The organism is Nonomuraea sp. NPDC003707, from assembly GCF_053587055.1.
The window spans coordinates 1-13,883 of record NZ_JBSFNK010000052.1 but is presented as its reverse complement, the minus strand read 5'-3'; the positions used below and the strand labels follow the sequence as shown (position 1 = coordinate 13,883).

13 protein-coding genes are annotated in these 13,883 nt (G+C 67.7%); 9 read left to right on the top strand and 4 right to left on the bottom strand.

Annotated features, from left to right (window positions below):
- Positions 1 to 74: 74 nt before the first annotated feature.
- Positions 75 to 1,319 carry a hypothetical protein gene (locus ACWDRB_RS60765; RefSeq protein WP_449910828.1) on the bottom strand — a complete coding sequence of 415 codons (1,245 nt, stop codon included), beginning with the start codon at positions 1,317 to 1,319 and terminating at the stop codon, positions 75 to 77.
- Between the two features lie 443 nt (positions 1,320 to 1,762).
- Here ACWDRB_RS60765 and ACWDRB_RS60760 point away from each other — a divergent pair, with 443 nt between their 5' ends.
- The 6 genes from ACWDRB_RS60760 to ACWDRB_RS60735 all read left to right on the top strand — a co-directional run bounded on the left by ACWDRB_RS60760 (position 1,763) and on the right by ACWDRB_RS60735 (position 7,319).
- Positions 1,763 to 2,812 (top strand): L-histidine N(alpha)-methyltransferase, encoded by a 1,050-nt coding sequence (locus ACWDRB_RS60760; RefSeq protein WP_363966474.1) that lies wholly within the window; start codon positions 1,763 to 1,765, stop codon positions 2,810 to 2,812.
- Positions 2,813 to 2,929: 117 nt separating this feature from the next.
- Positions 2,930 to 3,070 carry a hypothetical protein gene (locus ACWDRB_RS60755; protein WP_355199200.1) on the top strand — a complete coding sequence of 47 codons (141 nt, stop codon included), beginning with the start codon at positions 2,930 to 2,932 and terminating at the stop codon, positions 3,068 to 3,070.
- A gap of 9 nt (positions 3,071 to 3,079) precedes the next feature.
- Complete coding sequence (locus tag ACWDRB_RS60750) at positions 3,080 to 4,303, top strand: YcaO-like family protein (RefSeq protein WP_449910826.1); 1,224 nt, start codon at positions 3,080 to 3,082, stop codon at positions 4,301 to 4,303.
- Positions 4,303 to 5,751, top strand: a complete 1,449-nt coding sequence (locus ACWDRB_RS60745; RefSeq protein ID WP_449910825.1) for a TfuA-like protein — start codon at positions 4,303 to 4,305, stop codon at positions 5,749 to 5,751. Before ACWDRB_RS60750 ends, ACWDRB_RS60745 begins: the two co-directional genes overlap by 1 nt.
- 76 nt (positions 5,752 to 5,827) lie before the next feature.
- On the top strand, positions 5,828 to 6,151 hold the full coding sequence (locus ACWDRB_RS60740) for a hypothetical protein (protein ID WP_449910823.1): 324 nt from the start codon (positions 5,828 to 5,830) through the stop codon (positions 6,149 to 6,151).
- A 436-nt stretch (positions 6,152 to 6,587) separates the two neighbouring features.
- Positions 6,588 to 7,319, top strand: a complete 732-nt coding sequence (locus tag ACWDRB_RS60735) for an IS630 family transposase (RefSeq protein WP_449910821.1) — start codon at positions 6,588 to 6,590, stop codon at positions 7,317 to 7,319.
- 20 nt (positions 7,320 to 7,339) lie between these two features.
- Here the strand turns inward: ACWDRB_RS60735 and ACWDRB_RS60730 are convergent, their stop codons facing one another.
- Complete coding sequence (locus ACWDRB_RS60730) at positions 7,340 to 8,563, bottom strand: SGNH/GDSL hydrolase family protein (RefSeq protein WP_449910819.1); 1,224 nt, start codon at positions 8,561 to 8,563, stop codon at positions 7,340 to 7,342.
- A gap of 10 nt (positions 8,564 to 8,573) precedes the next feature.
- On the bottom strand, positions 8,574 to 9,119 hold the full coding sequence (locus ACWDRB_RS60725) for a YceI family protein (RefSeq protein ID WP_449910817.1): 546 nt from the start codon (positions 9,117 to 9,119) through the stop codon (positions 8,574 to 8,576).
- 98 nt (positions 9,120 to 9,217) lie between these two features.
- On the opposite strand from ACWDRB_RS60725, the gene ACWDRB_RS60720 reads away from it, so the two are divergent.
- Positions 9,218 to 9,691 carry a MarR family winged helix-turn-helix transcriptional regulator gene (locus ACWDRB_RS60720; RefSeq protein WP_449910815.1) on the top strand — a complete coding sequence of 158 codons (474 nt, stop codon included), beginning with the start codon at positions 9,218 to 9,220 and terminating at the stop codon, positions 9,689 to 9,691.
- A 436-nt stretch (positions 9,692 to 10,127) separates the two neighbouring features.
- Here the strand turns inward: ACWDRB_RS60720 and ACWDRB_RS60715 are convergent, their stop codons facing one another.
- Complete coding sequence (locus tag ACWDRB_RS60715; protein WP_449910813.1) at positions 10,128 to 11,597, bottom strand: MFS transporter; 1,470 nt, start codon at positions 11,595 to 11,597, stop codon at positions 10,128 to 10,130.
- Between the two features lie 133 nt (positions 11,598 to 11,730).
- Between ACWDRB_RS60715 and ACWDRB_RS60710 the strand changes: the two genes are divergently transcribed.
- The gene (locus ACWDRB_RS60710) at positions 11,731 to 12,084 is read left to right on the top strand and encodes an ArsR/SmtB family transcription factor (protein WP_449910812.1); all 354 of its coding nucleotides are present in this window, start codon (positions 11,731 to 11,733) and stop codon (positions 12,082 to 12,084) included.
- Positions 12,085 to 12,331: 247 nt separating this feature from the next.
- Entirely contained in the window at positions 12,332 to 13,789 is a 1,458-nt protein-coding gene (locus ACWDRB_RS60705; protein WP_449910810.1) for a sialidase family protein, read from the top strand.
- The last annotated feature ends 94 nt before the right edge of the window (positions 13,790 to 13,883 follow it).

Here is a 13,883-nt window from a genome sequence, read left to right as displayed (position 1 = left end):
GCGCCGTTGGAGATCGTTCCCACGCGGGTGTTGATCGTTTCCCGCGTATTGGGCCAGAAGGGGCGGCTGAGGCGTCAGGGAATGGGAACCGAAGCACGCGGCGGGGATGCGTAACGGAGTTCAGCCGTGTCTGCGGCGTCGTGGCGGCGCAGGATCTGCGAGATCAGCGACAAGCCGCGTGGCAGGTCGTCGCGGATGAGTACGTCGGCCGAGGCCGAGACATCCATCAGGCTTCCCGATGCCCCCCGGCGAGCCATCTCGCTGCCAGTGATCTCGGCGCGACCGAGCCCCTCCTGTTTCAAGGCATCGTGCAGCTCGGAGATCAGGAGACGGGCACGCTCCGCCGGACGCCGTTCGGTGGCGATTGTCAGACACAGTTCCCATGACTGGGCGCCGGCCATGGGGCTTGGCCCGTACCATCGCCGGACCAAAGAGCCTCGCGGCAGCCCGGCCAGCGTCTCCACGGCCCAGCAGGACTCCTCCCTGCTCACTGGTTCAGTCAGGGCCCGCACGAGAACAGGATGGACCCAGTCCGCGGTCTGCAACGCCGCGGCCAGTGGTTCGAGGTGAGCATGCCCTTCGTCGGTATCGCAGCGGCTGAGGGCGTCACGCATTGCAGGGGTCTGCAGAGATGCGGCGCCCGTGGCACGGACGAGAGCCTGCTCCGCCTGGTCGAGAAGAGCGGCCCAGGCCGCGAAGGGGAAATCCGCGGACCCGGGAGCGCGCAGGGAGTAGAGATCATGTGTGGTCGAATCGAGGTCAGGCTGCTCGACAGCCAGGCAGCCATGGTCCGTAGCCGTCCACCGTAGTCCGCAGCCGCGCAGGTCGCGCAGTTCGAACCAGTCGCGGGTCTCAGGCCGCAGACCGCTCAGCGGACCCGGGCGCACCATCCGCAAGGCCGCGTCCATCAGCGGGGTTATGGCGTCCGGGTCGTCCTGCTCGTCAAGGACAACGAAGCGGGCCAACAGCGCAAGCATCGGTCCGGGATGGCGCAGTTGGGGATCGCGCAGCGCCACGGCCCGAGCGAGCAGGTCCAGTTCGCTCCAGCGCATCGTATGGGGATGAAAGTGAGCCTGGTCGTCCCAGCCGACGGTGACGGGCTCGGGCAACTCGGGGGCCGTAAGGGCGAGGTCGAAGTACCCGGTGGCAACGTCCAACTCAAGGACGAGCCCCAGCCCCTCCGCCACCTGGAACTCCGCGCTGAACGATTCCGCATCTTCTTCGTCGAACTCGGGCTCGGCAGCGTCGTCTTCGAAGAGGTATGCCGCCCAGAAGCCGGAGTCAGCCATGCGGGCCGTCAGCGCGTCGTCCAATGGCATGCGCGCATATTAGCCAGTGCTCCCTGGCGTCAGCGCGCCCTTCGACTCGCGTCGGCCCTTGCGCGGTACGCCTCTCGCACCAGGAAGCTGAACGTGATCACGCACTTACCGTCTGCCGCACACACCGCCGCCAGACCGCATGCGCCGTACGAGTGGAGTAATCCTTCGCAGGCTTTTCATCGGCCGCCCTTCCGCGATTCACCGGGAACCGCATATCTGGCCGAGTGAACGGGGCTGTTCACCAGTAGTACGGCGCTGGACAGCGAGCTCGACGCTGGTGCCATGGCCTGCACCGCGAAATGATCAAACCTCCGCTCAGCACGACGATTCGGCGGATAAAGAACAGCTGATTCGGCGTTCCTGATCCGCAGGATCCGTCACCGTCAGCGTTAACGGCGGTGACCCGTCTGGAGCCGGGGCTGTGGAGGAGTAGACGGACGTATGTGGCCGGCGATGTACTGTCCGACGTGATGGGTGTACAGCAGCATGCGGTGTCGCCGCACGAGAACTTCTATCGCGCCTACTCGGCGACACAGGTGGGTGCCATTGTCGATTCGCTCAACGACCGTGCCGAGTTTCCGTACGAACTGACCTACCTCGGCGACGGGAGCGAGATGTGGCGCGAAAGCGAAGTGCCGTCCAACCCCGAACTCGCACCGATGCTGAGCGACTTCGACACGCTCCTGACTTGCCACGCCGAGCAGCTCCTCGCCCTTGCGCCGTCATCATCGCCGGTGCAGATCGTCGATCTGGGGCCGGGAACGACGCGTCCCGTGCGCGGGCTGATCCGCCACCTGCTGGACAGGTCCCGCCTGACCGGCTATCGCGCGATCGACATCAGCGCAGAGATCCTTGAGCTGGCCAGGGAGAACCTCCGAGCTGGCTTCCCCGCTCATGTGGAGCGCTTCGAGCTGTGCCGCGGCGACTTCACCGGCCCCGATCTCGCCCGCGTCCTCACCGCCAAGCCCATGCTCGGCCACGATGGTGCCGATCCGGTCCGCTTCGTCGTCCTGGCCGGCGGGACGCCGTACAACTTCGCCGAGCCGGCCCAGGTCCTGCGCCACGTATGTCACGCCATGAGCGACCACGACGTGCTGTTGCTGACGCTGCGCATCGACACCGGCGTCGACAGGCCCCCGTTCATGGATCAGGTCAGCGTCGGCGGCCCGTACAAGCCCCAGCAGCTGGTGGGACTGGACCTGCTCGCCATCGACCGCTCCTGGTACGTCACGGAAACAGGGTTCGACCGCGTTCGCAGCGAAGTCTTCGTCCGGGCACGGTTCATCGAGCCGGTCACCGTGACCTTCGACGTCGGAGATGACCAGAGGAGGGTGTCGTTCGAGCCGGGCGACACAGTGCTCGTCTGGCGCTACCTCTACCACGACAGCGCGGCAGTGGCCGACCAGCTCACCCGCTGTGGGCTCCAGGTGCGCCTCTTCGAACACGGTCAGGACAGGCAGGTGGTCCTCGTCGCCGCGACGCCGGCGCAGTGAACGTCGAAGCCCGCGCCCGGATTCCGACGGGAAAGATCTTCTCAGGAAGATCAGACTTGGCTACGCTCAGCGTATGATCGCCGGTGCGCTACCGGCCGACGACAGAAAGGTTGGCGGATGAATCTCAACTTGCCCACCGCAACCCAACTCCGTGGCGAGCTGACCAACTTGCTCCAGATGACGAGCAAGGACACCGTCTGGAGCGTCAAGCTGAAGGACAACGACGACCTCGAGCCCGCCGACGTCCACGGTGCGTGACGGTTCAGATTGAGCCGTCTCACCACTGTTGACCACACCGACAGCGGCATGGCGGACAACCTGTCGGACGGGGACGGAGTGCCCGCACACCCCGTTCCCGCCCTCGACGAGATCCGCAAAGCCTGCGTGTCCGGCACCCACCGCGTCCTGACCCCCACAGACACGCTGCGCCGGATCCAGCCACTCTTCCCGATCGTCGGTATCACCCGGCTCGCCGACGTCACTTGGCTCGACGAGATCGGCATACCGGTCCACCAGGCCGTCCGCCCGAATTCCCGGACGGTGTCGGTGAGCCAGGGCAAAGGCCTCACTCACGACCTCGCCCAGGTCTCGGCTGCCATGGAATCGATCGAATCTTGGCACGCCGAGCGCATAGATCCCGGCGAGACGACCGCGACCGTTGCCGACATGGAACGCGCGTGCGGCTACCGCGTCCACGAACTGCCCCTGGAACCCCGCCACCACCTCCGGCCGGGCCTGGAGCTTGAATGGACCAGGGCAAGCCGCCTGGACGACGGAACGGACACCTTCCTGCCGACCGACCTGCTGCGCCTTGACGGCCGTGTGCGCGACACCTGGGCACCACCCCTGTTCGCCCAGAACAGCAATGGACTCGCCAGCGGTAACACCTTCGCCGAAGCAGCACTCCACGGCATCTACGAGGTCATCGAACGCGACTGTCTGACCCGCGCCAAGAGGAACCCATCACCGGCCCTGGACCTGGCCACCGTGGACGGTCCAGCCCAGGAGCTGCTGGGCCTCATGGACGCGGCCGCGGTCGAGGTCCGGGTCGAAGTACTCCCGTCGCCCACCGGGCTCGCCTGCTTCCTGGCCACCATCTGGAGCGAAGAGTTCCCGGTGCTCTTCGCCGGCGCGGGTGCCCACCTTGACCGTGACGTCGCCTTGTGCCGCGCCCTGACCGAAGCCGCGCAGTCGCGCGCCACCCAGATCGCCGGAGCCCGGGACGACCTCACCACGGGGGCCTACCGGCGCGCCGTCTCGAGCGGGTCCGCGCGTCCCGCACCGCTCTGGAAAGCCGACCGGCTCAGCTACGACGAGATCGCCTCCGTCCGCAACGAAACCCTCGCGGACGACCTGCGCACCACGGTCACCCGCGTCCTCGCCCTGACCGGGCGATCTCCGCTGGTCGCGGACCATACCAGGCCCGACCTCGGCATCCCCGTCGTACGAGTGGTCTGCCCCGGGCTTCTCTGCGAACCGGCGTTCATGTGATGACCCGGTACCTCTTCGTCGGCCCCAGCCTGCCGGAGGCCGCCGACCTGCTCGCGGCGGACGACATCACCGTCCTCCCACCGGTAGCGGCAGGAGACCTGCTGAAACTCGCGCCCCAGCAGGGAGACGTCGTCGGCATCATCGACGGCTACTTCCGCCAGACCCGCGCCGTCCGGCACAAAGAGGTCCTCTCCCTCATCCAGACCGGCGTGACAGTCCTCGGCGCTGCCAGCATGGGCGCTCTACGCGCAGCCGAACTCGACACCTTCGGCATGCACGGCGTGGGACGCATCTACCGCGACTACCTGGAAGGCCGGCTGACGGCCGACGACGAGGTGGCCCTCCTGCACGGTCCAGCGGAGGAACGCTACCGGCCGCTCTCCGAAGCCCTCGTCAACATACGCGCGACCCTGAGCCTGTGCATACAGGAAGGGATCCTCGACGAGCCCACCGCCGCTCACCTCGTCGCCGTGCTGGCCCGGCGGCCGTACCGCCTGCGCTCCTACCCGGAACTCATCCAGCTCGCCCGCGAGGCGGCCATACCAGCCGCAAAGGTCGAAGCGCTACGGCATCTGTGCGCGACCCGGGCCGTCAACCTCAAACGCGACGACGCACTGCAACTGGTCCACAGATTACGCATGCGCCACGAAAGCCGCGCGAACGGCACCACTCACCCCTCGCCCACCTTCACCATGGCACCCACCATCTACGTGCACCGCTGGCAGCTGGGAGCACGCAGCGTCGACACCGAGGACGGCCGGACCGCCGAGATGAGCGTCCTGCGGATGTGTCAGCTCTTCGCCCGGGACTACCCAGACTTCTACCGGGACCTGGTCTTCAACCATCTGGTCCAGGAATGTGCCTCCGACTGCCGGACCCAGCACACGGAGGCGACCCTCGACAGAGCGCTGGAGCACGCACGGCATCGCAACGTCATCCCGGATCCCCGATCTGACAACCTCGAAGAGCTGAGCTTCCTCGACCTGTGGCTGACCCCGTCAGAGCGAACCTCACGCCCGCTGAAGGACCAGCTCGGCACCTTCCTGGTGCGCAGCTTCCAGCTGACGCCTGGGGCTCCTGCGGACGGCCTGGCGCTGGACGCGCTGCGCCGGCGGCCAATCGTCTCGACAGCGGCGAAGCTCGTCAACGCCGCGAAGTCGGTGAACGAGCACGCACAGCAGACTCAGTCCATCTTCGACATCCATACCTTGTCGGCGGACCGCATTCTGACCCATATCAGCGAACGATGGGGCGCCGAACCCGGAGCCCTGGAACTACACGCACTGGACCGGGGGATAGGCTCCCGGGACGTCCTGGTCGCTGCGGCCCGACCGTACTACCTCCTGGCAAGGTACAACCCGGACCTCATGGACCTGCACATCGACCACTCGAACGTGAGCCCTTCACCGCCTGCGGAGACTCTATCGTCAGCGCCCGGCAAGATGTAGATCCTCGTCCCAGCACACCATCATCCTGCACTCCGGGCGACCTCGGCCACCTCGACAAGTTCCGTCCGGATTTGCCTTGCCTCAGCCCCTCCTGGCGAAGGACGTACTCCACTGCCAGGGCGATGATCAACTGAAGATAAACACCGAGGGCATCAACGGCCGCCTCAAGGGCCACCACATCGACCTCGGCGACCCCAAGAATCGCCTCGCCCACGGCCGCGTCGCTCAGACCCTGCTCACCGCGCTCATGGTCGCCGTCACCAACGAGCTCATCCTGCTCGCCTGGCGGCAAGCCCACGACCACCGCGAGCCTCCACCCGAGGACACCTACGCATCTGCTGCACAAGATCCAGATCTGGACCCGCCGGCAGCATCTGGCAGGCCACCACCGGGCGCTTGATTCGCTGGGTTGAAAATCAGACAGCACTACGCCGACCGACCGGTCCCGCAGGCCCGGCCGCCAGCCCTCCACGCGCTTCCAGCGGCTCAACACCACCAGCGCCCCTTGCCTCGAACGCCACACGGGCCGGAACCGACCCGTTCAACGATCCGAAGACCTCGGAAATGATCTGTTGCAGCGAAGGTTGAGCGTTTTCAGCGAACGTTGAGTGAGGGGCACGCTGCAGGTGAGAGGGCTGCGCGGCGCCTTCGAGATGTGGCGGCACGGTCGCGCATGTGCCTGGGGCAGCAGCGTTCCCTCGTCCCGACGTTCGACACAGCGCACTGACCTGCGCGCTTAACCTTCGGTGAGAAACCTGGCGGTCACCAACCTTCGATGACAATGCTCAACCTTCGCTGCAACAGATCAGGAAAACGCGAAATCCCGTCCGATTCAGATGATCGGACGGGATCCCGTCAACCTCAGTCCAGCCGTTTCAAGAACGGCCCAGCCCTGGCGCACCGAGGACTTCAAGATTTCCACCGATCCGCTGCTGATCGACAAGATCCGGGACGTGGTGGGGCTGTACCTGGCCCCGCCGGCCCATGCCGCGGTGTTCGCCGTCGACGAGAAACCGCAGATCCAAGCGTTGCAGCGGAGCGCTCCGGTGCTGCCCATGCTGCCCGGCGTGCCTGAGCGGCGCAGCTTCGACTACGTCCGGCACGGCACCGTCGATCTGTTCGCCGCGCTCAACACCGCCACCGGCAAAGTGATCGGCAAGCTGTCGGCCCGTCACCGCGCCGTCGACTTCCGCGACTTCCTGGACGAGATCGACCGCCAGATCGAACCGGGCCTGGCGGTCCATCTCATCTGCGATAACCTGTCCACCCACAAGGCGCCGGTGGTGCATGCTTGGCTGCTGGCCCACCCGCGCTTCGTGCTGCACTTCACCCCGACCTACTCCTCCTGGATCAACCAGGTCGAACGCTGGTTCGCCGAACTGGAGCGACGCTGTCTGGAGCGCGGCAACTTCTGCTCCCTGGACGCGCTCAAGGCGAGGTTGTCACTTCAGGTGTGGATCAAGGTCTGGAACGAGGACGCCAAGCCGTTCACGTGGACCAAGACCGCCGACCAGATCCTCGACCGCATCTGCCGCTACTGCGACCGAATCTCAAAACCAGCTCACTAGCCGCGGCCGGGGCTGGGGCGTCACAAGGTGTGGGGGTCGATGGCTTGTGCGATGGCGTGGTAGCCGTCGTCGTTGAGGTGGATGCCGTCGCCCAAGTCGTACTCCGGGCGCAGGGAGTCGGGGTCGGCGGGCCGCCGGACGATGGCGTCGAAGTCGACCACGTGGTCGTAGGCGCCGCTGGTGCGGATCCAGTGGTTGACCTGGTCGCGTACGGCTTCGGCCGCGGGGCTGTAGGCCAGGGCGGCGCCCTTGACGGGCATGAGGGTGGCGCCGATGACCTTGATGCCTCTGGCATGGGCGGCCCGGATCAGTTCCTTGTGGCCGTCGATGATCTGGCGGGCGGTCGCCTGGCGAGGTTTGTTCCACTCGGCCAGGTCGTTGATGCCGTCCATGATGATGACGGTACGGACGCCGGGCCGCTCAAGGACGTCACGCCGGAAGCGAGTCAGGCCGGCGGTGCCGTACTCGGGAGAGTCCGTCAGCATGCGGTTGCCCCCGATGCCGGCGTTGACCACGCCCCAGGGCAGACCGTCGACGATCAGGCGCTCGGCGAGCTGGTCGGGGTAGCGGTTGTCAGCGCCGACGGTGGAGCCGACGCCGTCGGTGAGGGAGTCGCCGAAGGCGGCCACGGTGCCCGTGGAGCGCGGGCCGGTGACTTCCACGCCGGTCAGGTAGTACCAGGAGTTGCTGGTGTCGGTGAACGCGCTGCCGGTGGTGTCGGCCAGGTGGTCGCCGCGGGCGCGGTAGGAGGTGGCCTGGGCGAAGTGGTGGAAGGTGGCCGGACCGGTGGGGTTGGTGAAACGCAGGGTCACGGCGAGCTCGTTCAGGGGGCGGGCGGAGAGGGGTACGGGATCGCTGAGGCGTTCCTGGCCGGGCGGGATGACGGCGCGCTGCTGTCCGGCGAAGGTCATCGTGCGCGGACGATGCGTGGCGGCTCCCTGGCCGGCTTGGGCGACGGTGGCTGCGTCGATGGTCAGCGGAGCGGTGCCGTAGGCGTTGGAGAGCCTGACGCGCATGGCGGTCGCGCCGGTGGTGAGGCGGACGATTTGGCGCAGGGTTTCGGGGCCTTGGCGGGCGAAGCCTTCCTGGGACCAGTTGGGGCCGTACCAGGGGGTGCTGGGGGTGGCGGGCTGGGCGGCGTTGCCCCAGGCCGTCGCCCACGGCCGTCGGGTGGCGTGGGCGGGGATGGCGGTCAGGGCCAGGGCGAGGGCGGCGGTCAGGGCGGGGATGGCGAGCTTACGCATGATGCGCTTTTCAGGCGGTCTTGATGGCGGACAGGTCGAGCTCGAGCGTGATCTTGTCGGAGATCATCACTCCGCCGGTCTCCAGTACGGCGTTGTAGGTGATGTCGAAGTCCTTGCGGTTGATCACGATGCTGCCCTCGAAGCCGACCCGGATCAGGCCTTGGGCGTCGATGGCGGAGCCGGTGCAGTCGAGGGGGATGGTGATCTGCCGGGTCACGCCGCGGATCGTCAGGTCGCCGGTGACCTCGAAGCTGTCGCCGCCCTTGTGCTTGACGGACGTAGAGTCGAAGGTGATGTGCGGGTGGGCGGCGACGTCGAGGAAGTCGCCGGTGCGCAGGTGGTCGTCGCGGAGCTGGTTGCCGGTCTGGATGCCGGTCACGTCGAGGACCACGTGGGCGGTGGAGGCGGCGGGGTTGGCGGCGTCCAGGTGGGCGGTGGCCTCGTGGACGGGGATGTTGCCGCGCACCTTGGTCACCATTGCGTGGCGGGCGACGAAGCCGAATCGGCTGTGCGCGGGGTCGATGGTGTAGGCGCCGGTGAGCTCGTTCGGGTGCATGGTGGTGCTCTCTTTCCCATTTAGTTCAGCGCTGGAAGATTCGGCACGACAGTACATAGGTTTATTTCAGTGCGCAACCTTCAAGTACGATCGCTTCCATGACGCGATGGCTCACCGACGACGAACAGCACGCCTGGCGCACCTTCGGGCTGGCCACCCGCCTGCTGACCGACCGCCTGGAACGCGACCTGCTGGCCGCGGCCGACATGCCGCCCACCTACTACGAACTGCTCGTCCTGCTGTCGGAGGCCCCCCGACGCACCATGCGCATGAGCGAGCTGGCGCACTGGACCAACTCCAAACCCAGCCGCATCTCCCACGCGGTCAACAAGCTCGAGCAGAAGGGCTGGGTGCGCCGGGAGCACTACGCCGACGACCGGCGCGGCTGGCTGGCCGTGCTCACCGACGACGGGCTCGCCGCGCTCCGGGCTGCCGCCCCCCGGCACGTGGCCAGCGTCCGCGAGCACCTGATCGACCCGCTCACCCCGCAACAACTGCAGCAACTCGCCGACATCAGCCAGGTCCTGCTCACCCACCTGACCGAGCGGGACCATACAGCTGAGCGGATGTGACGATCCCACGGATGAGGATCCAGCCTGGCCGCGTCGCAGAGCCTGATGGCAGTCCGTAACGACGAAGCCCCTGTTCAGGTGGGATCACTCGATTGTCGGCCCCTGCCAGTGGACCCGTCAGGGGCGTGAGCCCGGCTCCACAGGGCGGGCAGGCCCTGCCACTTACCGGCAGGGCCTGCCCGCTTGCCTGTCCCCTGTACGGAGGCCGCCGTTCCCATCGAGGCTTGCCGCCGCGGCGCCTTCGCCCGCTGCCGGTAGCTTCTCGGCGGCGCGGCTGAGCACCTCGTCGTCGTGGGCAGCCGACAGAGACCACGCCTCGCACGCCGACGGCGGCGGGTGGACGCCCTGGTCGAGCGTGAGAAGAACGCGGTGAAGGTGACGGTGTTCTGGATCTTGGCCGCTGCGACTGTCGGCGTCGTTCGCCGCGCTCGTGTGATCAGCCGGCCGTGTGGGACCTGTCGTGCAGTGCGGTCCTGGCGCCCTCGCGGCTGGGGCGTGGCAGGGCGAGCGTGATCAGGAGGCCGATGATCATCGCGGCCGCGGTGAGCAGGACAACGAGGAACTCGCCATTGGCCGTGGCAGCACGCAGCGCCTGGCCGGTCTTGCCCTCGGTGCCGATGTCGGCGATGACGGTGAAGACGGCCAGGCCGATGGCGTTGCCGATGTTGAGTGCGGTGGAGGCGATGCCGTTGGCCACGCCCTGTTCGTGGGTGGCGGTGCCGGTGGCGGCGGCGATCCACATGGCGGTCCAGACGATGCCCTGGCCGAGGCCGGAGACGATGAGGCCGGGCACCAGCAGTCCGTACCCGGCCTCGGCGTCGAAGCCGAGGGCCAGGACGGCGGTGCCGACCACGCCGATGGCGAAGCCGATCAGCAGGGTGGCGCGGGTGCCGATTCGGGTGGCCAGGCGTTCGCCGAGTTGGGTGCCGGCGGCGATGGCCAGTGAGGGGATGAGGAAGGCCAGCCCTGTCTGCAGGGCGCTGTAGCCATGGATGCTCTGCAGCAGCACGGTGAGGAAGTACGGCAGGACGCCGAAGGTGGCCATGTAGATGAAGGTGACCAGCATGCCGACGGTCAGGCTGCGGTTGCGGAAGAGCCGGAAGGGCATGAGCGGGTCGGCGCTGCGGGCTTCGACCAGCGCGAAGATCCCCAGTAGTACGGCGGCCAGCACGAAGGCGGCGATCACCAGAGGGCTGCTCCAGCCCTGTTCGGGCCCTTCGACCAGGGCGAAGACCAGCAGGGTCGATCCGGCGGTGACGCTCATCGCTCCCGGCATGTCGAACTTGCGCCGCTCCCGTCTGGCAGGGTCGCGCGGGATGACGGCCAGGGCGGCCAGCGCGACCAGCCCGGCCAGGGGGACGTTGACGAAGAAGACGGATGGCCAGCCGAAGTTCTGGGTGAGCAGGCCGCCGAGCAGTGCGCCGATGGTCAGTCCGCTGGCGCCCGCGCCGCCCCAGACCGCCAGGGCGCGGTTACGTTGCGGACCTTCGGCGAACAGGCTGTTGAGCAGCGCCAGCGTGGAGGGCAGCAGCAGCGCGCCGCCGATGCCCTGGACGGCGCGGGCGATGATGATGATGCCGGGGCCGTCGGCAAGCCCGCCCGCCAGCGAGGAGACGGCGTAGAGAGCCAGGGCGAGCACGAATATGCGGCGGCGGCCGAGCAGGTCGGCCGCCCGCCCGCCGAGCAGCAGGAAGCCACCGGCGAAGACCACGTACGCGCTGACCACAAGCTGCTGGGTCTGGCCGGGGAAGCCCAGGTCGGTGCCGATCTGGGGAAGCGCGACGAACACGATGTTGAGGTCGAGCGCGTAGATGAGCTGGGCCAGGGCGAGTAGCGCCAGGGTCCAGCCGAGTCGCGGCTTGGCGTCGCCCGCGGAGGTTGCGGGCAGCGTGGATGGTGTGGACATGGAACGCCCTTCGGAGGGACCGGTGGCGGGAATGCGGAAGCCCGCACACGAAACGATCGTACGCCGATTTACGTACAGTAGTACTATGCCAGACCGAAAGACGACTGTTCGACAATCGCGGTACAGTGCAACCATGGCTTTCCGTCATCCCGACCGCGACCAGATCCGGATCGAAGACGTGCTGTCGGCGCTGGGCAACGGTGTGCGCCTGGCCGTCGTACGCGTACTCGACGCCGGCGGCGAGCACAACTGCACCAGCGTCCTGAACACCTTGGGGATCACCGCGAAGTCGACCATGACCCATCACTGGCGGGTACTGCGGGACAGCGGCGTCATCTGGCAGCAACCCTCAGGACGGGAGAACCTGCTCGTCCTGCGGCGCGAGGATCTGGACACCCGCTATCCCGGGTTGCTCGACGCCATCCTGTCCGGCGCCCGCGCCGACGACGCCCTCCAACGCCGCGACCGCGCCGGCTCGGCCGCCTGACCGACTGGCCGCCCCACTCCTCGACAACGCCAGCGGCGAGTCAGCCGGCCGGAACTTCCCCGCCCGGGCTTCGGCTTCAGCCGCCTGCACGGCTGCTTGGCCGAACAGTGACCAGCGCTCACGAAACTGATCATGAAGCAGTAATCTGCCCTGCGTCGTTTGCCGCTTTCGCCGGGGACGCCATACCCCCCGGACGAGGCGGCGACGCTCCCCATAGATGCTTCATCAACAAAGATGAGGAACGCTCGTGATCAGACGCTCCAGGGCATTATTGCCCGCAGTGGCCCTCCTGTTCGCCTGCGCCGTCGCGCAGCCCGCCGCCGCCGAGGGTGCTACACCTTCCGGGCCTGCCGTCGTACGGCCGGTCTCGGGCATCAGCCCGCTGCCGGCAGACTGCGGACTTCCCCCGGCCGACGGCTACACCCTGAACCCCAACGCCGAAGTCCTGCCCATGCTGGCCAGGGACCCGAACCGGCCGTGGCACCTCGTCACCGTGTTCCAGCAGGACCGCTGGAACCGGTACGGCAGCAACGGCGCGGTCACCGCCGTCTCGGACGACTACGGCAAGACCTGGAAGCGCTCCGAGAACCTGCCGGCCTTCTCCCGCTGCAACGGCGGCACGGCCGCCAACGGCGGAGACTACGACGTCACGACCGACAACTGGGTCACGGTCACGCCGTCGGGCGCGGCGGTGGCCGCGTCGTTCTCGCTGTCCCGCGCCGGCGACGTGACCGCCATCCTGGTGTCCCGCTCCGCCGACGGCGGCAAGAAGTGGGACGCGCCGGTCACCCTGCAGCGGGACGACAACCCGCGCTTCTTCAACGATCGCCCGACGGTGACCGCGGACCCGTACCACCCGGGCGTGGTCTACGCGGTGTGGGACCGCATCGACAGCACGGACGCGGGCTGGGTGCAGCCGATCTACCTGGCGAAGTCGACCGACGACGGGCGCACCTGGACCACGAGCAAGGTCTACGACGTGCCCAACAACAGCGGCGTCATCGGCACCCAGCTGGTGCCGCTCGCGGATGGGACGCTGCTGATCGGCATGCACCACGAGACGGACACCGAGGGCGCGACCCAGGTCATCCGCTCGACCGACGGCGGCAAGACCTGGTCGGCGCCGACGCTGAACGTTCCGGCCCCGCTCGCGGTGGGCCCCCGCATCCCGGACCCGGACAACTCGGGTGACCCCATCCGCAACGCCTCCCTGCCGCTGCTGGCCGCCCAGCCGGGCACCAAGACGGTGAACGCCGTCTGGCAGAGCCAGGAATCCGACGGCACCTTCCACGTGGCCTACTCGCGGTCGACGGACAGCGGGAAAACCTGGTCCAGCCCGGTCCGCGTGGACAAGACGCCCACCGGCTCCGCCGCGGTACCGGTCGTCGCCGCGTCCCGGACGGGCACCGTGGCCATCACCTACTACGACTTCCGCAACAACACCTCCGACCCCGCGACCCTGCCCACCGACGTGTGGGCTGTCACCTGCACCAGCGACTGCACGCAGCCCGGGTCGTGGCGCGAGCAGCACATCGAGGGGCCCTTCGACGGGCGGAAGGTTCCGGCGACGAGCGTGGGACGCCTGATCGGGGACTACACCGGCCTGGTCTCGCTCGGCGCGACGTCCTTCACGAGCGTGTACGGCGTGACCACCGGCGACCCCGCCAACCCCGTGGACATCCACAGCGCGGCTTTCACCGGCTGAGTGCCCGTGTACAAACTGATCCCTGCGCCTGCTGCATGGAGTCGATATCGGGCGAAATCGTGACGTAGGGCGAATCGTCTGCGACATAAAGTGA